The sequence below is a fragment of the Pseudonocardia sp. DSM 110487 genome (assembly GCF_019468565.1).
In the GTDB taxonomy this organism is placed as follows: Bacteria; Actinomycetota; Actinomycetes; order Mycobacteriales; family Pseudonocardiaceae; genus Pseudonocardia.
Map to the genome: position 1 here is coordinate 2,224,194 of NZ_CP080521.1, position 19,940 is coordinate 2,244,133.

The following is a 19,940-nucleotide window of genomic DNA, read 5'->3' on the forward strand; positions in this document are numbered from 1 at the left end:
TGCTCGCCGCCCGGCGCGTTCTCGCCGACCTCGCCGCCTCCCCGGGCCCTGTGAACCGCGCGCGATCGCGGCATCAGCCGGTGACGTCGAGGTCGGCGATCACGCGGGTCGGCCGTAGGCGCACCACGAGCTCGCCCGGCACGCCGTTGCGCTTCCCGAACTCCTCGGCCCGGTCGGCGCCCATGTAGCGACCGCCGATGGCGGTGGCGGTTCGCAGCAGCTCGTCCAGGTCGTCCGTTACCGTCGCGGTGCCTTGGACCTGCACGAACGCGTAGGGCGGCTCGTCGTGGTCGACGCAGAGCACGATCCGGGGATCGCGGGCGATCGCCCGTGCCTTGGGTGTGGTCGCACCGGTGTTGAACACCAGTTCGTCCCCGTCGACGACGAACCACACCGGCGCCACCAGTGGGCGGCCGTCCTTGGCGATGTAGCCCAGCTTCCCGGTGCGCGTACCGGTGGAGAGGAAGGCCCGGATCTCGGGCGTCAGGTCGGACACACTCGGCACTGTAGGCGCCGCCGTTCATCCCGGTACCGGCAATCGTTCACCCGGATGGTCTACACCAGGCGCATGCGCTCCCTCCGCATCGACCGCCGCTCCCTGCTCCGCGCCGCCGCCGTCGGCGCATTCGCCGCCCCCGGACTCGTCCGGGCCGACCGCCCCGTACTCACCCACGGCGTGCAGTCCGGGGACGTGGTCCGCGGGTCGGGCCTCGTCTGGGCGCGCGCGGACCGGCCGTCCCGAATGGTCGTCGAAGTGTCGGACGAACCCGGCTTCGCGCACGCGCGGCGGGTCGAGGGACCGGTGCTCACCCCGGACACCGACTTCACGGGGAAGGTGCGGGTACTCGGCCGCGGGCGCACGGTGCACTACCGCGTCACGGCGGAGGACCTCGACGGCCGCGTCGCGAGCGAGCCGGTGACCGGTTCGTTCCGCACGCCGCCCGCCCGCAGCGAGAGCGTGCGGTTCGTCTGGTCCGGCGACGTGGTCGGGCAGGGCTGGGGGATCGACCGCGACCGGGGAGGGATGCGGATCTTCCGCGCCATGGCCGAGCGCGACCCCGACTTCTTCCTGCACAGCGGCGACACCATCTACGCCGACGGGCCCCTCACCGAGACCGTCGCGCTGCCCGACGGGACCACGTGGCGGAACCTGGTGACGCCGGAGAAGGCGAAGGTGGCCGAGACGCTCGCCGAGTTCCGCGGGCAGTACGCCTACAACCTGCTCGACGAGCACCTGCGCGCCTTCGTCGCGGCCGTGCCGCAGGTGAACCAGTGGGACGACCACGAGGTCACGAACAACTGGTATCCGGGCGAGCTGCTCGCGGACGACCGCTACACCGAGAAACGGGTGGACGTCCTCGCCGGGCGGGCGTTCCAGGCCTATCACGAGTGGGTGCCACTCGACCCGCGCCGGGCGGTGGACGGGCGGGTGTACCGGCGGCTGCCGTACGGGGCGCACGTCGAGCTGTTCGTGCTCGACATGCGCACCTACCGGGACGCCAACAGCGCCAACACCGGTCCGCTCGAACGGATCCTCGGCGAGCGGCAGGCGCGGTGGCTCGTGGACGGGCTGGCGTCCTCGCACGCGACGTGGAAGTTCGTGGCCTCCGACATGCCCATCGGCGTGCAGGTTCCGGACGGGACCGCGTGGGAGGCCGTCGCGAACGGTGCCGCCGGTCCGCCGAGCGGGCGGGAGGCCGAGCTCGCGTGGGTGCTGTCGGAGCTGCGCAGGCGCCACGTCCGCAACGTCGTATGGCTCACGGCGGACGTGCACTACACGGCTGCCCACCACTACGCGCCGGAGCGGGCCGCATTCACCGAGTTCGACCCGTTCTGGGAGTTCGTCTCGGGGCCGCTGCACGCAGGCGCGTTCGGGCCGAACCCCCTCGACGCGACGTTCGGCCCCGAGGCCGTGTTCGTCAAGGCCCCGCCTGCCCCGAACACCTCACCCGCCGCCGGGTTCCAGCACTTCGGTGAGGTCGAGGTCGCCCCGGGCGGCGAGCTGCGCGTGACGCTGCGCGGGCAGGGCGGGGAGGAGCTCTGGTCGACCACGCTCCCGGCCGTGGCGTGACCCCGCCTGCGCGGGGAGTATCAGGGCATGCGGACCGTGGTCGGGGTGGCGTGGCGGATCGGGTCGCGGGTGGGGCGCTCGCGCGCGCAGCCGGAGCCGGCCGCACAGGTCCGGCCGCTGGCGGCCGGCAGGCGCCCGCTGCTCACCGACCGGCTCGGCGAGCAGCGGCGCGGCGGGGTGCGCCTCGACCAGGTCGACGGCACCACCTGCGGTAGCGCGGTGCTCATCGCCCTCGCCGCGTGGGCCGATCCGGCCGAGACGGCGCGCCTCGACGGTGACGAGGCGGCCGCCGCGGCCACGGGTGCGGGAGCCGGGGCGCGAGCGGGCGTCGCTATCGGGTTCGGGGCGCGCTACGACGCCCGGCAGAAGGAGGTGCACCGGCAGTCCACGCGGTTCTGGCCGCGGGCGCTGGGCACGACCCCGTGGGGGATGGTCGGCTGGCTGCGCCGGCACGCTCCCGCCGCCGGTCCGTACCGCGTGCGGCTGGTCGACGACGTGTCCGCGGCCGACGTCGACGACGCGCTCGCGGAGGCCGGAGCCGCGCTCGCCGCGGGCAGGCCGGTGCCGCTGCTGGTGGGATCGCTGGTGCCACGGCACTACGTCATGGGCCTCGGCGTGCTGGGAGACGGCCGGTGGCGGGTGTACGAGCCCACGAGCGGCCAGGTCCGCGCGCTGGACCTGCGGCTGGTCCGGGAGCGCAGGCTCGCGTCCGTGCTGGGGTTCGACCGGCTGCAGGCGGTGCTGCTGCCCGTCTAGTGGTTGAGAAGCGAGTGGCGTCTGCCGTACACCAGGTAGACCACCAGGCCGATGGCGAGCCATACGGCGAACCGCAGCCAGCTGAGCAGGTCGAGGTTCAGCATCAGGTAGAAGCAGGCGAGCGCGGCGAGCGCGGGCACCACCGGTGACAGCGGCACCTTGAAGGGCCGCTCCAGCTCGGGCCGGGTACGGCGCAGCACCGGCACCGCGATCGCAACGATGATCATCGCGCTGAGCGCCCCGATGGAGACCATGTCGGCCAGCTCGGAGATCGGCGTGGTCGCCGCGATGATCGCGATCACCACGGCGCCGATGATCGTCATCCGGTGCGGGGTGTGGAACCGGGGGTGGGCGGTGCCGATCGGTGTCGGCAGGAGCCCGTCGCGGCCCATCGCGAACCCGATCCGGCCGATGGTAACCAGCTCGACCATCATCACCGAGGTCAGCCCCGTGACCGCGCCGATCGAGATCAGCGCTCCGACCCAGGAGAGCCCGACCGCGTTGAACGCGCCCGCGAGCGGGGCCCCGGCGTCGATCTGGTCGTAGGGCGCCATCCCGGTCAGCACGAACGAGACCGCGATGTAGAGCACCGCGCAGAGGCCGAGCGCGCCGAGCAGCCCGATCGTCATGTCGCGTTCCGGTCGCCGGGTCTCCTCGCCGAGGTTGGCGAGCGCCTCGAAGCCGGTGTAGGCGAAGAACACGACCGCGGCCGCCGTGAGCATCCCGCCGACCCCGTACGCCGTGGCCTCCAGCCCGAACACGCCCTCGACGACCGGCTGTTCGAGGACCGAGCCACCCTCCGGCACGGGCACCGCGGGCGGGATGAACGGCGTGAGGTTGGCAGCGTCGACGAAGAAGATGCCGACGCCGATGATCAGCACGCACACCGCGAGCTTGATGGCCACCAGCACATTGGTGAGCCGGGACGACTGGCGGATCCCGAGCACCGCCACCACGGTGAGCAGGCCGATGATCAGGACGGCACCGATGTTGACCGGCGCGGTCTCACCGAACAGCACCTGCGGCAGCCCGAAGAGGTTCGCAAGGTAGCTCGACCAGCTGCGGGAGACGACTGCCAGGCCGAGCCCGAACTCCAGCAGGAGGTCCCAGCCGATGATCCAGGCGAACAGCTCGCCGAGCGTGGCGAAGGCGTAGGTGTAGGCGGAGCCCGCCGTCGGCACCGAGGACGCGAGCTCCGCGTAGCAGAGCGCGGCCAGCGCGGCGACGACCGCGCCGATGATGAACGACAGCGTGACCGCGGGCCCGGCGTGCTCCTTGGCCTCCACCCCGGCCAGGGTGAAGATGCCGGTCCCGATGATGATGCCGACCCCGAACCCGACGAGGTCGCGCCCCCGCAGCGTCCGCCGCAGGTTCTCGTCCCTGCCTCGTTCCAGGACGTGCTCGACCGGGAGCGTGCGCAGCACCGACATCCACCGCACGTTAGCCCGAGCCGCCCAGTCCTGCCGGGCTTAGGCCGTGTCTCGTGGATCTTGGCCGATGGGCTTCGAGATCTGGGCTCGAAGAGCGCGGTCAAGATCCGCGAGACACGGCCTAGTACCGGCCGCCCACCGGCTCACTGTCGGTCGCTCGTAGACTTTTTCGAGTGACCGACACCCTCCCACAGCGCACTGCCGACCTGCCCGCCCAGTGGAACCCGGGCGAGGTAGAGGGCGTGCTCTACGAGCGGTGGGTGGAGCGCGGGTACTTCGAGGCCGACAACGCGTCGGACCGGCCGCCGTTCTGCATCGTCATCCCCCCGCCGAACGTCACCGGCAGCCTGCACCTCGGCCACGCCATGGACCACACGCTGATCGACATCCTCACCCGGCGCCGCCGGATGCAGGGCTACGACGCGCTGTGGCTGCCGGGCATGGACCACGCGGGCATCGCCACCCAGAACGTCGTCGAGCGCAGGTTGGCCGGCGAGGGCCGCAGCCGCCACGACCTGGGCCGGGAGGCGTTCGTCGACGAGGTCTGGACGTGGAAGGCCGAGTCCGGCGGGGCGATCCTCGGCCAGATGCGCCGCCTCGGCGACGGCGTCGACTGGGCGCGCGAGCGGTTCACGCTCGACGATGGCCTCTCCCGCGCCGTCCAGACGATCTTCAAGCGGCTCTTCGACGACGACCTCATCTACCGGGCCGAGCGGATCATCAACTGGTGCCCGCGCTGCCACACGGCACTGTCGGACATCGAGGTCGACCACCACGACGACGAGGGTGAGCTCGTCTCGATCCGCTACGGCGACGGGGAGGACTCCGTCGTCGTGGCCACCACCCGCGTCGAGACGATGCTCGGCGACACGGGCGTGGCCGTGCACCCCGACGACGAGCGCTACGCCCACCTCGTCGGCCGCGAGATCGAGTTGCCGATCGTCGGCCGGAAGATCCCCGTGGTCGCCGACGAGCACGTGGACCCCGCGTTCGGCACCGGCGCGGTGAAGGTGACCCCGGCGCACGACCCCAACGACTTCGAGATCGGCCGCCGCCACGACCTGCCGATGCCCTCGATCATGGACGACGCCGCGGTGATCACCGGGTCCGGCACCAGGTTCGACGGGATGGACCGGTTCGCCGCGCGCGATGCCGTCCGCGAGGAGCTGCGGGCGCAGGGCCGGATCGTCGCGGAGAAGCGCCCGTACGTGCACGCGGTCGGGCACTGCAGCCGGTGCGACACGGTGGTGGAACCTCGGCTGTCGCTGCAGTGGTTCGTCCGTGTCGAGCCCCTCGCGAAGGCCGCGGGCGACGCCGTCCGCGACGGCCGGACCACCATCCACCCGAAGGAGCTGGAGAAGCGCTTCTTCGACTGGGTCGACAACATGCACGACTGGACGATCAGCCGGCAGCTGTGGTGGGGCCACCGCATCCCGGTCTGGTACGGCCCGGACGGCGAGGTCGTCTGCGTCGGACCCGACGAGCAGCCGCCAACCGGCGAGGGCTGGCGCCAGGACGAGGACGTGCTCGACACCTGGTTCTCCTCCGGGCTGTGGCCGATCTCGACGCTCGGCTGGCCGGACTCCACGCCGGACCTTGCGCGCTACTACCCGACGTCCGTGCTGGTCACCGGCTACGACATCCTGTTCTTCTGGGTCGTCCGGATGATGATGTTCGGGCTGTACGCGATGGACGGGAAGCCGCCGTTCGAGCACGTGTTCCTGCACGGGCTGATCCGCGACCAGCACGGCAAGAAGATGTCGAAGTCCAAGGGGAACACGATCGACCCCCTCGACCTGATCGACCGCTTCGGCGCCGACGCCCTGCGCTTCACGATCGCCCGGGGGGCCAACCCGGGTGCCGACATGGCGCTGTCGGAGGAGTGGGTCGCCGGCTCGCGCAACTTCGGCACCAAGCTGTGGAACGCCACCCGGCTCGCGCTGACCAACGGGGCGTCGGCGGACCTGGACCTGCCCGCCGACGTCGACCGCACCGACGCCGACCGCTGGATCCTCGGCCGACTCGCCGAGGTGGTGGAGCAGACCGACGCGTTGCTGGAGGACTTCCAGTTCGCCAAGGCCACCGAGGGCCTCTACCACTTCACGTGGGACGAGCTGTGCGACTGGTACCTCGAGCTCGCCAAGGTGCAGCTGCGCGACGAGCGCACCGCCGACGGCACCCGCGCCGTCCTCGGCCACGTGCTGGACGCGCTGTTGCGGCTGCTGCACCCGATCAGCCCGTTCGTCACCGAGGCGCTGTGGACGGCGCTGACCGGCCGCGAGTCCGTGGTCGTCGCGCCGTGGCCGACGGGCGTGGGTGCGCCGGTCGACGCGGCCGCCAACGGCCGGCTCGCCGACGTGCAGAAGCTGATCACCGAGGTGCGCCGGTTCCGCACCGAGCAGGGCTTGCCCGACAGCCGCCGCGTCGCGGCCCGGGTGGAGGGCCTGGTGGCCGCCGGACTCGGCGAGCCCGGTCCGGGTGGTGCGGCGGCCGCGCTGCGGTCACTGGCCCGCCTCGACGACCCGGGCGACGGCTTCGCGCCCAGCGCCACGCTGGACGTCCTGCTCTCCGGCGGGAAGGTCCACGTCGAGATCGACACCTCTGGCGCCATCGACGTGGCCGCCGAACGGGCCCGTCTCGGCCGCGACCTCGCCGCCGCCCAGAAGGAGCTCGACCAGGCGGACAAGAAGCTCGCCAACCCGAAGTTCGTGGAGAAGGCCCCGGCCGACGTCGTGGCGGGTATTCGCACCCGGCGCGAGGCTGCGGAGGCGGAGATCGCGAGGGTGACGGCGCGGCTGGAGGCCCTGCCCAGCGCCTGAGTTCGGATAGGTTCCTGGGCTCAGAACCGGTGGCGGGTGTGGGAGAACGTGCCCTTGCCGAAGGTCAGGACCTTGGCGGGTGCGACGGCGTACACCAGCGCCGGGCCGACCTCGTGCTGGAACGCGCCGTCGCGCGCCTCGAACTGCCAGCGTCCGTCCCATTTCGTGCGCCACGCGTCGGCGAGCCGCTTCAGCATCGCGTCGTCCGTGACTTGGACGGCGTCACCCTCGACGACGACGTCGAGCCCGCGGTCCCAGTCGTTGCGGCCGGTGGTCAGGACGACGTGCGGGTTCGCGCGCAGGTTGACGGCCTTCTGCTCGGCGGCACCGGTGCAGAAGTGGAGGGCGCCGTCGAGCCAGATCGCGGGCAGCGGGGTGACGTGCGGCCTGCCGTCGGCGCGGACGGTGGTGATCCAGAACAGCTCCGCAGACTTGATGGCTTCCACAGTGTCGTCCCACGAGGTCGCCGTGGCGGCCGGGTCGCTGAACCGGCTGTCGAGCGAGGTCTTCGGTGCACTCATGGAGAGTCCTCTCGTGTCAGTTCGTCGACGATCAACTGGTCGATGCGGGCCGCGGTGGTGAAGTCGCCGAAGCGGTTGCGCATCATCGCGACGGCGACGCCGGAGTCGATGTCGGCGAAGGCGGCGGAACCGTTCGCACCGAGCCAGCCGAACGTCGAGCCGGGCCGGCCGCGGCCGCTCGGGCGGAAGGGGCTGTAGCCGAACGCGCAGGACGCAGGGAAGCCCATCACCTCGTCCATCCCGGTGAACGCGATCGCGGCCATCGCGGTGCGCCGGCCGGGCGACACGAGGTCGACGCCGTCCACGTGCCCGAGGAGGGCGGAGTAGACGCGGGCGACGCCGCGGGCGCTCATGGTGCCTTCGGCGGGGATGTCGCTGGTGAGGAGGTCGGAGCGGTTGGCGTACTCGGCGTCCGGAACAACGCCGGGAGGCATCGCTCGGGCGAGCGGTGAACCGGGTTCGGGCAGTGCTGTGGCGGACCCGACCTGCCGAGCCACCCGCGGCAGCAGTGACTCGGGGACGCCGAAGTGGACCTCGTCGCCGACCCCGAGCGGTTCGGTCACGTGCCTGCGGAGCAGGGTCGAGATCGGGTCGCCGGTCGCGCGGCGGAGGGTCTCACCGAGCAGGAACCCGAACGTCTTGGCGTGGTAGCCGAACCGGGTGCCGGGCTCCCACCACGGCTCCGCATCGGCGATCACCCCGCACATGCGGTCCCAGTCGCACAGGTCGGCCGCGCTCGTGCCGGGCGGGAGGCCCGGGACGCCCGCGGTGTGAGTCAGCACGTGGCGCAGTGTCACCCGGTCCTTCCCGTGGGCCCCGAACTCCGGCCACACCTCGACGACTCGCATGTCATCGGTGAGGGCGCCCCGTTCGACGAGGACGTGCGCCACCGTGGCGGCGACGCCCTTCGCGGTGGAACCGGCCCAGAACAGCGTGCCCGGCTCGACCGGTGCGCCCGTGCGCGAATCAGCCACTCCCCGTGCCGCGTCGACGAGCGTGCGGCCGTGCCGAATGACGGCGACCTGCAGCCCCACCTCCGCTCCCGAGGCGACCAACTCGTCGAGCAGGGCATCGATCGCCACAGCAAGCCGCTTCTCGCGCACACCAGGTATGACCGTGGGCAGGCGCCACACTCATCGGTCACCCGGCAGCGTTGTGGCTCCACAGTGCTGCGGGAGGGGCCCTCAGATCAGCACTATGGCTCCGTGACGCGGTCCGGGAGGAGCACCTCCACCCGCGTGGGGCCTTCGTTGCGTTCCTCCAGCACCAGGTTCTGGATCCGGCCGGCCGCTCGCACGTCCGATTCGGCCATGGCCAGCGTGGACAGGACGGCGCCGGGGGCCGTCACCACCGTCTTGCTGACGTCGGCGCGCATGGAGACCTTCGCCTCCGACTTCGCCCTGCGCACGGCGGTGAGGACCTCGGTGGCGGCGGTGAGGACCTGTGGGTCGCCTGCCTGCGCGCGGAGATCGGTGGCCTCGGGCCATGGGGCGACGTGCACCGAGCCCTCCTGCCACCACGACCAGACCTCCTCGGTGACGAACGGCAGTACGGGTGCGAACAGCCGAAGCAGCACCGACAGCGCGGTGGCCAGCCCGGCGCGGGCCGAAGCGGCCGCGTCCTCGCCGTGCTCGCCGTAGGCGCGGGCCTTGACCAGCTCGAGGTAGTCGTCGCAGAAGTGCCAGAAGAACCGCTCGGTGACCTCGAGGGCGCGGGCGTGGTCGAAGTCCTCCAGCGCGGCGGTGGCGACCTCGACGGTGTCGGCGAGCTCCGCCAGCAGGGCCCGGTCCAGCGGTGCCGTCACCTCGCCGGGGACGGCTCCCGTCGAGAGCGCGAAACGGCTCGCGTTGAGCACCTTGATCGCGAGCCTGCGGCCGATCTTCATCTGGCCCGGGTCGAAGGCCGTGTCGGTGCCGGGCCGGGCGCCCGCGGCCCAGTAGCGCACGGCGTCCGAGCCGTACTGCTCCAGCAGCGCCATCGGCGTGACGACGTTGCCCTTCGACTTCGACATCTTCTTGCGGTCCGGGTCGAGGATCCAGCCGGAGATCGCGGTGTGCCGCCACGGCAGCGTGCCGTGCTCGGTGTGCGCGCGCAGCACCGTGGCGAACAGCCAGGTGCGGATGATGTCGTGGGCCTGCGGGCGCAGGTCCATTGGGAAGACCCGCTGGAACAGGTCGTCGTCGCTGCACCAGCCGGCCGCGATCTGCGGGCTGAGCGACGAGGTGGCCCAGGTGTCCATGACGTCCGGGTCGCCCGCGAAGCCGCCCGGCTCGCCGCGCTGTGCCTCCGTGAAGCCGGGTGGCACGTCGGTGCTCGGGTCGACCGGCAGCGCGGCCTCGGCCGCGGAGATCGGGCGGTCGTACACGGGCTCGCCGTGCTCGTCGAGCGGGTACCAGACGGGGAACGGCACCCCGAAGAACCGCTGCCGGCTGACCAGCCAGTCGCCGTTCAGGCCCTCGACCCAGTTCTCGTACCGGGCACGCATGTGCACGGGATGCCACGCCAGCTCGCGGCCGCGCTCGAGGAGCGCCGCGCGCAGGTCGGCGTCGTGGCCCCCGTTGCGCACGTACCACTGCCGGGTGGTGACGATCTCTAGGGGCTTGTCGCCCTTCTCGTAGAACTTCACGGCGTGGGTGATCGGTTTCGGCTCCCCGAGCAGCCTGCCCTTCTCCCGCAGCATCGCGACCACCCGCTCGCGCGCCGTGTGCACGGTGGCCCCGGCCAGCTGGGCGTACGCCGTGCCGTTCAGGCCGTCCGGCGGCTCGGACAGGAACCGGCCGTCGTGCCCGACGACGGTGCGCGTGGGCAGCTGCAACTCGCGCCACCACAGGACGTCGGTGGTGTCGCCGAAGGTGCAGACCATCGCGATCCCGGTGCCCTTCTCCGGATCGGCGGCGCGGTGGGCGAGCACCGGCACCTCCATCTCGAAGACGGGGGTGCGCGCCGTTGTGCCGAAGAGCGCGCGGTACCGCTCGTCGTCGGGGTGGGCCACCAGCGCGACGCACGCCGGCAGCAGCTCGGGCCGGGTGGTGTCGATCTCCAGGTCGGCGCCGTCGGCGCGGGTGAACAGCAGCCGGTGGAACGCGGCGGGCCGCTCGCGGTCCTCCAGCTCCGCCTGCGCCACGGCGGTGCGGAACGTGACGTCCCACAGCGTCGGCGCCTCGGACAGGTACGCCTCCCCTCGGGCGAGGTTTCGCAGGAACGCCCGCTGTGCCGCCACCCGGGCCGGGACGCCGATCGTGCGGTAGGTCATGGACCAGTCGACGGAGAGCCCGAGCCTGCGCCACAGCTCCTCGAACGCGACCTCGTCGTCGGCGGTGAGGCGCTCGCACAGCTCGATGAAGTTCCGCCGGGACACCGGGATCTGGCGCTCGCCCGCCCGCTCTGGCGGCTCGAACGCGGGGTCGTAGGGGAGGGCGGGGTCGCAGCGCACGCCGAAGTGGTTCTGCACCCGGCGTTCGGTGGGCAGGCCGTTGTCGTCCCAGCCCATCGGGTAGAACACCGCACGCCCGCGCATCCGCTGGTAGCGCGCGATCACGTCGGTGTGCGTGTAGGAGAACACGTGTCCGACGTGCAGGGACCCGCTCACCGTCGGCGGTGGGGTATCGATCGCGAACACCGCCTCGCGCGGCCGCGTCCGGTCGAACCGGTATACGCCCGACTCGTCCCATCGGCCGGCCCACGTCGGCTCGAGGCCGTCGATCGTGGGCCGCTCCGGCAGGGAAGCAGCAGGCGTAGTCATGTGGCAACGGTAGTGGTGACGGCGCGACGCCCGCCCCGGGTTTCGCCCCGTCCCGGCTCGTAGACTCGAATACGTGGGCGAGCTTGCGAGCTCACCATTCAACACAGCAGCGCCGCGAACGCGGCTGACGAGCGTCAGCGAGGAGGACGTGTGAGCGACGAGCGCGACGAGCTGCCCGAGGGCGAGGGCGAGATCTCCACGCCGGAGGACGCGGTGGTCTCGCACGTCCTCGACGCCATCCGCGGTGGCGACACCCCCGACGTGGTGCCCGCCGAGTCTTCCACGCTGGGCTTCGCTGAATTCCTCGCGGTCGAGCAGGAGCTCAACCGGCGGTGGCCGGAGACGGTCATGGAGCCCTCGCTCGACCGGATCGCCACGCTGGTGGACGTGCTCGGCGAGCCGCACCGCGGCTACCCGGTGGTGCACCTGACCGGCACCAACGGCAAGACCTCCACGGCGCGCATGGTCGACGCGATCCTCACCGAGGTCGGGTTGCGCACCGGGCGATACACCAGCCCGCACCTGCAGCGGGCCACCGAGCGGATCAACATCGACAACCGCCCGGTGACGCCCGAGCGGTATGTCCAGGTCTACCGGGACGTGCAGCCGTTCGTGGAGCTCGTCGACCTCAAGGAAGGTGTCGCGCTCTCGAAGTTCGAGGTGCTCACGGCAATGGCCTTCTCGGCGTTCGCCGACGCCCCGGTGGAGGCGGCGATCGTCGAGGTCGGGCTGGGCGGGCGCTGGGACGCCACCAACGTCGCCGACGGAACGGTCGCGGTGATCACCCCGATCGGCCTCGACCACGCGGAGTACCTCGGCACCGACATCATCGGCATCGCGCGCGAAAAGGCGGGCATCATCAAGCCCGGCGCCGTCGCCGTGCTGGCCGCGCAGGACAAGGCGGTGGCCGACGTGCTGCTGGAGCGGTGCGCCGAGGTCGAGGCGCAGGTCGCGCGCGAGGGCGTCGAGTTCGGCGTGCGCGAGCGGGAGATCGCCGTCGGCGGGCAGCGGCTCGTGCTGCAGGGCCTCGGCGGCACGTACGACGACGTCTTCCTCCCGCTGCACGGCGAGCACCAGGCCAACAACGCCGCGCTGGCGCTGGCCGCCGCGGAGGCGCTGGTCGGCGCGGGCCCGCAGCAGCCGATCGACGCCGACGTGGTGCGGGCCGCGTTCGAGCGCGTCCAGTCCCCGGGGCGGCTGGAGCGGCTGGCGGCAGGCCAGGGCGTTCCGACCGTGCTCGCCGACGCCGCCCACAACCCGCACGGGGCCCGTGCGCTCGCGGCCGCCCTCGTCTCGGAGTTCCGCTTCACCCGGCTCGTCGGGGTGCTCGGCGTGATGCGGGAGAAGGACGTCCGCGGCATCCTCACCGAGCTGGAGCCGGTGCTGCAGGAGGTCGTGATCACGGCCAACTCCTCGCCCCGATCCATGGACCCCGACGAGCTGGGCGCGCTCGCCGTCGAGGTGTTCGGCTCGGCCCGAGTGAGCGTCGAGCCGGTGCTGCGTGAGGCCGTCGACCAGGCAGGGGAGCTGGCGGAGGAGGGCGGTGAGTCCGGCGTGGGCGTCGTGGTCACCGGGTCGGTGGTCACCGCGGGCGAGGTGCGCACGCTCTTCGGTAAGGACCCGGCATGACCGTCCCCGACCCGATGAAGGGGCTGCGCGGCGTGTACGCCGCCACGCTCACCCTCGAGGCGATCGTCGTGGCGCTCGCCCTGCTCGTGCTGTCGAAGTTCGGCGAGGGCGCCACCCCGTTCGGCGTCACGGTGATCGTCGCGCTCGCCGTCGCGATGGTCGTCGCGGCGGGGTTGCAACGGCGGCCGTGGGGGCTGTGGTTCGCGCTCGGCCTGCAGGCCGTGATGATCGCCTGCGGGCTGCTGGTGCCGGCGCTCGGCGTGATGGGTGTGGTGTTCGCGCTGGTGTGGGTCGGGATCCTGCTGCTGCGCCGCGACCTCATGGGCAAGATGGCTCGCGGCGAGCTGCCGAGCCAACAGGTCCGCGAACCGTAAGGGTCTTCCCTGCTGCGGGTAGGGCACGGTTTGCGCCATGGCCACTCATACGCCGCTCCGCCGCCGTCCTCTCGTCGTGACCCTGATCGCTGCCGGCGCGGCGCTGGCCGTGGTGGCACTCGCGCTCTTCCAGCCGTGGAAGCTCGTGATCGACGACCGGGTGGACGAGGCCGTGCCTGCCGCTGCGCCGGCCGCGCCGGCCGCCCCCGATGCGCCGGCTGCGCCCGCCGAGCCGGTCGTCATCGCCCGCGGCGAGCTGATCAGCCACGAGCACGAGAGCAGCGGCTCCGTGGCCGTCCTGGAGCTCCCGGACGGCTCCCGCGTGCTGCGGCTGGAGGATCTCAACACGAGCAACGGACCGGACCTGCAGGTCTGGATCACGGACGCATCGGTCATCGAGGGCCGCGACGGCTGGCACGTGTTCGACGACGGCCGCTACGTCGACCTCGGCGATCTCAAGGGCAACATCGGCAGCTCGAACTACCCACTCCCACCCGAGGTCGACCTCGCGGAGCTCCCGAGCGTGAGCGTGTGGTGCCAGCGGTTCGCCGTGTCGTTCGCGGCGGCCGCCCTGGAGCCGGTCGCCGGGTGAGCCGCCGATACCCTCGTCCGCGTGACTGAACGCACCCTGGTCCTCGTCAAGCCCGACGGCGTGCAGCGCCGCCTGATCGGCGAGGTCATCTCCCGCATCGAGCGCAAGGGGCTCGACATCGTCGCCCTCGAGCTGCGCACCGTCCCGCGCGAGCTCGCCGAGCAGCACTACGCCGAGCACGACGGCAAGCCGTTCTTCGGCGACCTGCTGGAGTTCATCACCTCCGGCCATGTGCTCGCCGCCGTCGCGGAGGGCCCGCGGGCGATCGCCGCATTCCGCCAGCTGGCCGGCGGCACGGACCCGGTCGAGAAGGCCACCCCCGGAACGATCCGCGGCGACTTCGGCCTCGAGACGCAGTACAACCTCGTCCACGGCTCCGACTCGCAGGAGAGCGCGGCGCGGGAGATCAAGCTCTGGTTCCCGAACCTGTGATCGAGGGGCCGCGCCTCGTCACCGAGGCGCGGCCGGGCCTCGCGGCCGAGCTCGGCACGCTCTGGACGGCGGTCACGCGCGCGGACGGGGCCGTCGGCTTCGCGGTGGACGCCCCGGAGGCGGACATCCGGACGGCCGCCGACGAGCTCGTCGAGGACGTGCGGGCCGGTCGGCAGCAGCTGATCGCGATCGACGCCGACGGCGAGCTCGCCGGCACTGTCTTCCTCCGGCGTGGTGACCGGGCCGTTGTCCGGCACCGCGCCGACGTGCTCAAGCTGATGCTGCACCCCGACCTGCAGGGGCGCGGGTGGGGCAAGGCCCTGCTCGACGCCGCAGTCGCACATGCCACCACGATCGGGTTGGAGCAGCTGCTGCTCTCCACACGCGGTGGGACCGCCTTGCCCGAGTTCTACGTCAAGCAGGGCTGGACGCAGGTCGGGCTGTTCCCCGACGCGTTGCGCATCGGGCCCGGCGACCTGCGCGACGAGCACTGGTTCCAGCTGAGGCTCTAGACGTCCGCCCGGTGGCGCTGCAGCGCCCGCAGCTCCACCGGGTCGTGGGCGCTGAAGATCGTGATCTGGTCGCCGTGCTCCCGCACCAGCTCGCGCAGCCGTTCCTGGTTGGCGAGCCGCAGCCCGCGCGCGGTCTCCATCCGCGCCTGCATGTAGCGCAGGCCCGGCGGGCAGCCGGGAGCGACGGCGTCCATCTCGTCGTGGTGGAAGTACGCGTCGCCCGCGTGCAGCAGCCAGCCGCCGCCGTCGCGCACGGCCACCCCCGTGTGCCCGACGGTGTGCCCGATCAGCGGGACGAGCCGGATGTCCGCCGCGACGCCGGGCAGCTCGCGGACGGCCGCGAAGCCGAACCACTCGTCGCCCTGCGGGTCGTGCGTGACCCACTGCGGCCCGTGCGCCCACTGAGCCATCGGGTAGCGGGTGCGCTCGCGGGACGTGCGGGCCGCGCGCGCCGCCTCCAGCTCACCCCGCATCACGTGCACGCGCGCGTTCGGGAAGTCGCGCAGCCCGCCACCGTGGTCGAGATCGAGGTGGGTGAGGACGATGTCGCGGACGTCCTCGGCGTGGAACCCGAGCTTCTCGACCTGCCGCAGCGCCGTCTCGGACTCGGCGAGCACCGGCCGCGCCAGCCGCCGGAACGACCGGGTGAGCGACGCGTCCGGGTTGCGGACGTCGTCGGTGCCGTACCCGCTGTCGACGAGGACGAGCCCGTGGCCGGCCTCGATCAGCAGGCAGTGGCAGATCATCTCGGCGGTGGCGAGCAGAGGGCCGCTCCCGCTGACCAGGCGGCCACCGTAGGGGCGCATCGTGCCGCAGTTGAGGTGGTGGATCCTCATGCCGATCTCCGTTCGGGTGCGAGCAGGGCGCGCATGTGCGTCCCCACGGTCTGCAGTGGCGTGACGTCCCGGCGGGTGCGGGCGAGGAGGACGGCGCCCTCGATGGCGGCGACGAGCACGGTCGCGAGTCCTTCGGCGTCGTCGGCCCCGGCGGCGCGCAGGTGCCGCGCGACGACCTCCTCCCACGAGTCGTAGACACCCGCGCACGCGGCACGGATCGGCTCGCTCTGCGCGGCGGCGTCGAGCGCGACCGTGGCCACGGGGCAGCCCTCCCGGAAGTCGGTGTCGACCAGGTGCTCGCCGAGCAGCGCCAAGATCCGGTCGAGGGCGGTGGCGGGGTCCGGGGTGGCGTCGAGCGCGGCCGCGATCCCGTTGCCGAGCTCCTCGCCAGAGAGCCGCAGCGACTCGACGGCGAGCTGCTCCTTGCCGCCGGGGAAGTGGAAGTACAGCGAGCCCTTCGGTAGTCCGCCCTCGGCCAGCACCTGGTTGAGCCCGGTTGCGTGGTAGCCCTGGGCCCGGAACAGGCTCGCCGCCGTCCGGATCACCCGCTCCCGGGTGTCTGTTCGTCGCGGCACCGCCCGAACTATAGAGACCGGTCTACTACCTGTCCAGGCGTTCGAAGGCGGCCGCGAGCGCGAGCAGCGTCGTGTCGGTGCCGGGCAGGCCGTCGAACGAGAGCCCGACCGGCAGCCCGGAGGCCGCGCGGCCGGCCGGCACTGTGATGCTCGGGAGGCCGGCGAACGCGGTCGGGTCGGTGTTGCGCAGGTACGCCTCGAGCGTGCCGACCTGGCGTCCGTTGATCAGTACCTCGTCGTCCTGCCCGATCGGCCGCGCCGGGAGCCGGGTCGTGGGCAGCACCAGCGCGTCCAGCCGGTCCCGGCTGATGCAGTCGGCGTAGCGGGCCACGAGCGCGGGCCGGGCCCGTTCCAGGATCTCGACGTGGTGGGTGACCGGAACGGGGTCGCCCCAGAGCTGGTCGGCGAGCCACTTGCGCTCGACCGGCCCTGCCATCGCGTCGACGACCTCCTCGACCGTGACCGGACAGCGGTGGCGGGCGAGGTGCATCCCCAGCTCGCGGGGCCATTCGTGCAGGGTGAGGGCGAGCGAGTGGGGTCGGGTCAGCTCGTCGAGATCCTCGACCCGGGTCTCGACCAGCTCGGCCCCTGCGTCCGACAGCCGCCCGAGCGCGTCGTCGATCACCGCGGCGGTCTCGGCGTCGAGGTCGTCGTAGAAGTAGGCCCGTGGCACGCCTAGCCTGCGCCCGGCCAGCTCGACCGGATGGATGCGCAGGCCGGTGATCAGCTCGTCGACGAGCGCCGCGTCGGCGACGGTACGGGTGATCGGGCCGACGGTATCGCGCGTGGCCGACAGCGGGATCACGCCGTCGTTCGGGTACCGACCGGTCGTCGGGCGGAATCCCACGCACCCGCATAGCGCGGCGGGGATCCGGACGGACCCGGCGGTATCGGCGCCGAGGGACACCGGCACGATGCCCGCCGCCACAGCGGCGGCGCTCCCACCGCTGCTGCCGCCCGCGATCAGTCGCGGATCGTGCGGGTTGCGTACCGCGCCGTACGCGAGGTTGTTGGAGGTGATCCCGGCCGAGAGCTCGTGCATGCCGGTCTTGCCGACGATCACGGCGCCCGCGGCACGCAGCGTCCGCACCACCGTGGCGTCCGCCGCGGGCCGCCAGTTCCGCAGCGCAGGCGTTCCGCCGGTGCACGGGAACCCGGCGACGTGGATGCTGTCCTTCACCGCGATCGGCACGCCGGCGAGCGGGCCGCCGGACGTACCCGGTTCCGTTGCGTCGGCGAGCGCGACGAACGCGTTGAGCTCAGCCGTCTCGCTCGCGCGCTGCAGCGCGGCTTCGACCTGCTCGTTCATCGCGCTGCCCGTACCGTCAGGACGAGCGTGAGTGCGGCGAGCGATGCGAGGCCGAGCAGCAGGACGCTCGGCGCAACGATGTGGTCGACGGCGGCCAGCGGGACGGCCACGGCGAGGCCCAGGTACGAGATCGCCTGGTAGGCGGCGGTGAGCCCGGCGAGCTGTCCGGGCCGGGCGATGCGTTGCACCTCGGCGAGGCCGCACACCTGGCAGCACCCGTAGGCCGCGCCGAGCACGAGGACCGCCGCGACGACGAGGAGCGGGTCGGTCGTTGCGGCGGCGACGGCCGCGACCACGAGGCCGGCGACCACGGTGCCCAGTGCCGTGGCGAGCAGGCGGCGGCTCCCGCTGCGAGCGACCCGGCGCGCCACGGGGACCACGGCGATCCCTGCAGCGGCGCCGAGCAGGGTGACCAGCGTGCAGAAGAGCAGCACGTACCCACCGAGGCGGCGCTCGACCAGCCCGGGCAGGTAGGCGATGCCGACCGCAACCACGCCGAACACCCACGGTGCCAGCGGTGCGACCACGGTGCGGAACCGCCGCGACGACATGTCCGGGATGTGCACGCGGCCGTCGCCCGCGGTGCGGGTCTCCGGCGTGAGCCGCACGAGCGGCAGGGCGGCGACGGCGAGCAGCAGGTGCGGCAGGTAGGGCAGCACGGTGCGGGCAGGCGCCCACTGCGCCAGCACCCCCGCCACGAGCGGGCCGAGGCCGAACCCCGCGGTCATCGCGACGGTCGCCCGGCGGGGGCCGCGCTCGCCGTCGTCGACGGCGCCCGCGCTGAGCTCCCTGATCCAGGCCGCGCCCGCGCTGAAGCCCGCTCCGCTCGCGAACCCGGCGACCAGCCGGCCGGCGAACAGCCACCCGATGCCGTGACCGCCTGCGAGCAGCAGGGCGGAGGCGGCAACGGACGCGGCCAACGCCGCGAGGACCACGGGGCGCCTGCCGTACCGGTCGGACACGGGACCGCCGAACAGGAGCCCGGGGATCAACCCGACGACGTAGGTCGCGAAGACGGCCTGCACGGTGGCGGCGCCCACGCCCAGCTCGGCGCGGTACATCAACAGGAGCGGGGCGAACTGCTGGGCTCCCCAGCCCACTGCCGCCACCGCCGCTCCGGCTCCCCACCACACCCTGCCCCGCTGCCGCAGCAGCACTCCCGGTTCGTTCACGGCGGAGATGCTGCGCCGTCGCGGATCGCTCCACGAGTGACGGGAACGCCAACATGCGTACAGTTCCGGACATGCACACCGTCGCCCTCGCCGTGGCCGGAGGTAAATCGATGTTGGAGGTGGCCATCGCCCACGACGTCTTCGGGATGCACCGCTCGGGCCTCGCAGACCCCTGGTACGACTTCGTGGTCTGCGCGTCGGCGGGGGCGCGTATCGGTGGCTGGTTCCAGGTGAGCACGCCGTACGGGCTCGACCGGGTCATCACGGCCGACACCGTGATCGTGCCGTGGAGCCATGACGTCGAGCAGCCCCCGCCCGCCGACCTGGTGGACGCCGTGCGTGCCGCGCACGAAGCCGGTGCGCGGATCGCGTCGATCTGCACCGGCGCCTTCGTCCTCGCGGCGGCGGGGCTGCTCGACGGCAGACGGGCCACCACCCACTGGATGCACGCCGAGCTGCTGGCCCGCCGCCACCCGCGGGTGCAGGTCGACCCGGACGTGCTCTACATCGACCACGGCGACGTGCTCACGTCGGCAGGCAAGGCCGCAGGCCTCGATGTGTGCCTGCACCTCGTCCGGACCGATCACGGCAGTGCCGTGGCCAACGCGCTCTCTCGCCGCCTCGTCGTGCCACCGCACCGGGCGGGCGGACAGGCCCAGTTCATCCCGGCGCCCGTCCCGTCCACCGTGGACGGCGGGCTGGGTGCGCTGCTCGGCTGGGTCACGGAGCGCCTCGACGAGCCGCTGACCGTCACGGACATGGCCCGCGCGGCCCGCATGAGCGAGCGCACGCTCACCCGGCGGTTCCGGGCAGCCACCGGCACCACGCCCCTGCAGTGGCTGCTGACCCAGCGGGTGCACCGCGCGCAGGAGCTGCTCGAGACCACCGACCTCGGCGTCGAGCAGGTCGCCGCGCGCACGGGCCTCGGCACGGCCGCCACGCTGCGCAGGCACTTCCACCGCGCCGTCGGCGTTCCGCCGGACGCCTACCGCCGCTCCTTCCACGGAGGGTCCCGCCCGGCGGCTTAGGAGCGGTATCCGCCGGCCCCTCTTCCTGTGGTCGAGTAGCGCCGGCCCGTCAGGGCCGGCGCGTATCGAGGCCACCAGCACCGAGACCGGCATGTGGTCTCGATACGGGCCGGCGCTGGGGCGCCGTCCCTACTCGACCACC

Annotated in this window: 18 protein-coding genes; 9 read left to right on the top strand and 9 right to left on the bottom strand. The window is 72.6% G+C overall.

Going from position 1 to position 19,940, the window contains the following annotated elements; genetic code table 11:
• Positions 1–73: 73 nt before the first annotated feature.
• Entirely contained in the window at positions 74–496 is a 423-nt protein-coding gene (locus K1T35_RS10135) for a PPOX class F420-dependent oxidoreductase (RefSeq protein ID WP_220259903.1), read from the bottom strand.
• Positions 497–568: 72 nt separating this feature from the next.
• Here K1T35_RS10135 and K1T35_RS10140 point away from each other — a divergent pair, with 72 nt between their 5' ends.
• Both K1T35_RS10140 and K1T35_RS10145 read left to right on the top strand, forming a co-directional pair.
• A complete protein-coding gene (locus K1T35_RS10140) occupies positions 569–2,071 on the top strand; it encodes an alkaline phosphatase (RefSeq protein ID WP_220259904.1) in 1,503 nt (500 codons plus the stop codon).
• 27 nt (positions 2,072–2,098) lie between these two features.
• A complete protein-coding gene (locus K1T35_RS10145) occupies positions 2,099–2,827 on the top strand; it encodes a hypothetical protein (protein WP_220259905.1) in 729 nt (242 codons plus the stop codon).
• Here the strand turns inward: K1T35_RS10145 and K1T35_RS10150 are convergent.
• Positions 2,824–4,257 carry an amino acid permease gene (locus tag K1T35_RS10150; RefSeq protein WP_220259906.1) on the bottom strand — a complete coding sequence of 478 codons (1,434 nt, stop codon included), beginning with the start codon at positions 4,255–4,257 and terminating at the stop codon, positions 2,824–2,826. The two genes, K1T35_RS10145 and K1T35_RS10150, sit on opposite strands and share 4 nt — an antisense overlap.
• 173 nt (positions 4,258–4,430) lie before the next feature.
• Between K1T35_RS10150 and K1T35_RS10155 the strand changes: the two genes are divergently transcribed.
• A complete protein-coding gene (locus K1T35_RS10155; protein ID WP_220259907.1) occupies positions 4,431–7,076 on the top strand; it encodes a valine--tRNA ligase in 2,646 nt (881 codons plus the stop codon).
• A 20-nt stretch (positions 7,077–7,096) separates the two neighbouring features.
• Here the strand turns inward: K1T35_RS10155 and K1T35_RS10160 are convergent, their stop codons facing one another.
• The 3 genes from K1T35_RS10160 to valS form a co-directional block, all read right to left on the bottom strand.
• On the bottom strand, positions 7,097–7,597 hold the full coding sequence (locus K1T35_RS10160) for a pyridoxamine 5'-phosphate oxidase family protein (protein ID WP_220259908.1): 501 nt from the start codon (positions 7,595–7,597) through the stop codon (positions 7,097–7,099).
• Positions 7,594–8,679 carry a serine hydrolase domain-containing protein gene (locus K1T35_RS10165; RefSeq protein WP_220259909.1) on the bottom strand — a complete coding sequence of 362 codons (1,086 nt, stop codon included), beginning with the start codon at positions 8,677–8,679 and terminating at the stop codon, positions 7,594–7,596. The genes K1T35_RS10160 and K1T35_RS10165 overlap by 4 nt, the downstream gene beginning before the upstream one ends.
• A gap of 113 nt (positions 8,680–8,792) precedes the next feature.
• Positions 8,793–11,339, bottom strand: coding sequence for a valine--tRNA ligase (gene valS / locus K1T35_RS10170; RefSeq protein WP_220259910.1), 2,547 nt, complete (start codon positions 11,337–11,339; stop codon positions 8,793–8,795).
• Between the two features lie 150 nt (positions 11,340–11,489).
• On the opposite strand from valS, the gene K1T35_RS10175 reads away from it, so the two are divergent.
• The 5 genes from K1T35_RS10175 (at position 11,490) to K1T35_RS10195 (ending at position 14,878) form a co-directional block, all read left to right on the top strand.
• Positions 11,490–12,968, top strand: a complete 1,479-nt coding sequence (locus tag K1T35_RS10175) for a folylpolyglutamate synthase/dihydrofolate synthase family protein (protein WP_220259911.1) — start codon at positions 11,490–11,492, stop codon at positions 12,966–12,968.
• Positions 12,965–13,342, top strand: coding sequence for a DUF4233 domain-containing protein (locus K1T35_RS10180; RefSeq protein ID WP_220259912.1), 378 nt, complete (start codon positions 12,965–12,967; stop codon positions 13,340–13,342). Before K1T35_RS10175 ends, K1T35_RS10180 begins: the two co-directional genes overlap by 4 nt.
• A gap of 76 nt (positions 13,343–13,418) precedes the next feature.
• A complete protein-coding gene (locus tag K1T35_RS10185; protein ID WP_255621749.1) occupies positions 13,419–13,934 on the top strand; it encodes a DM13 domain-containing protein in 516 nt (171 codons plus the stop codon).
• Between the two features lie 21 nt (positions 13,935–13,955).
• On the top strand, positions 13,956–14,366 hold the full coding sequence (ndk, locus tag K1T35_RS10190) for a nucleoside-diphosphate kinase (RefSeq protein WP_220259914.1): 411 nt from the start codon (positions 13,956–13,958) through the stop codon (positions 14,364–14,366).
• Positions 14,363–14,878 (top strand): GNAT family N-acetyltransferase, encoded by a 516-nt coding sequence (locus K1T35_RS10195; RefSeq protein WP_220259915.1) that lies wholly within the window; start codon positions 14,363–14,365, stop codon positions 14,876–14,878. The genes ndk and K1T35_RS10195 overlap by 4 nt, the downstream gene beginning before the upstream one ends.
• On the opposite strand, the gene K1T35_RS10200 is transcribed toward K1T35_RS10195, so the two are convergent.
• From K1T35_RS10200 to K1T35_RS10215, 4 genes are read right to left on the bottom strand one after another with little or no spacing between them, the layout of a single operon-like run.
• Complete coding sequence (locus tag K1T35_RS10200) at positions 14,875–15,714, bottom strand: MBL fold metallo-hydrolase (RefSeq protein ID WP_220259916.1); 840 nt, start codon at positions 15,712–15,714, stop codon at positions 14,875–14,877. The two genes, K1T35_RS10195 and K1T35_RS10200, sit on opposite strands and share 4 nt — an antisense overlap.
• Positions 15,711–16,289 (bottom strand): TetR/AcrR family transcriptional regulator, encoded by a 579-nt coding sequence (locus K1T35_RS10205; RefSeq protein ID WP_220259917.1) that lies wholly within the window; start codon positions 16,287–16,289, stop codon positions 15,711–15,713. The genes K1T35_RS10200 and K1T35_RS10205 overlap by 4 nt, the downstream gene beginning before the upstream one ends.
• Positions 16,290–16,314: 25 nt before the next feature.
• Positions 16,315–17,598 carry an amidase family protein gene (locus K1T35_RS10210; protein WP_220259918.1) on the bottom strand — a complete coding sequence of 428 codons (1,284 nt, stop codon included), beginning with the start codon at positions 17,596–17,598 and terminating at the stop codon, positions 16,315–16,317.
• Positions 17,595–18,770, bottom strand: coding sequence for an MFS transporter (locus tag K1T35_RS10215; RefSeq protein ID WP_255621750.1), 1,176 nt, complete (start codon positions 18,768–18,770; stop codon positions 17,595–17,597). The genes K1T35_RS10210 and K1T35_RS10215 overlap by 4 nt, the downstream gene beginning before the upstream one ends.
• Before the next feature lie 71 nt (positions 18,771–18,841).
• Between K1T35_RS10215 and K1T35_RS10220 the strand changes: the two genes are divergently transcribed.
• On the top strand, positions 18,842–19,798 hold the full coding sequence (locus tag K1T35_RS10220) for a helix-turn-helix domain-containing protein (RefSeq protein WP_220259919.1): 957 nt from the start codon (positions 18,842–18,844) through the stop codon (positions 19,796–19,798).
• Positions 19,799–19,940 lie beyond the last annotated feature (142 nt).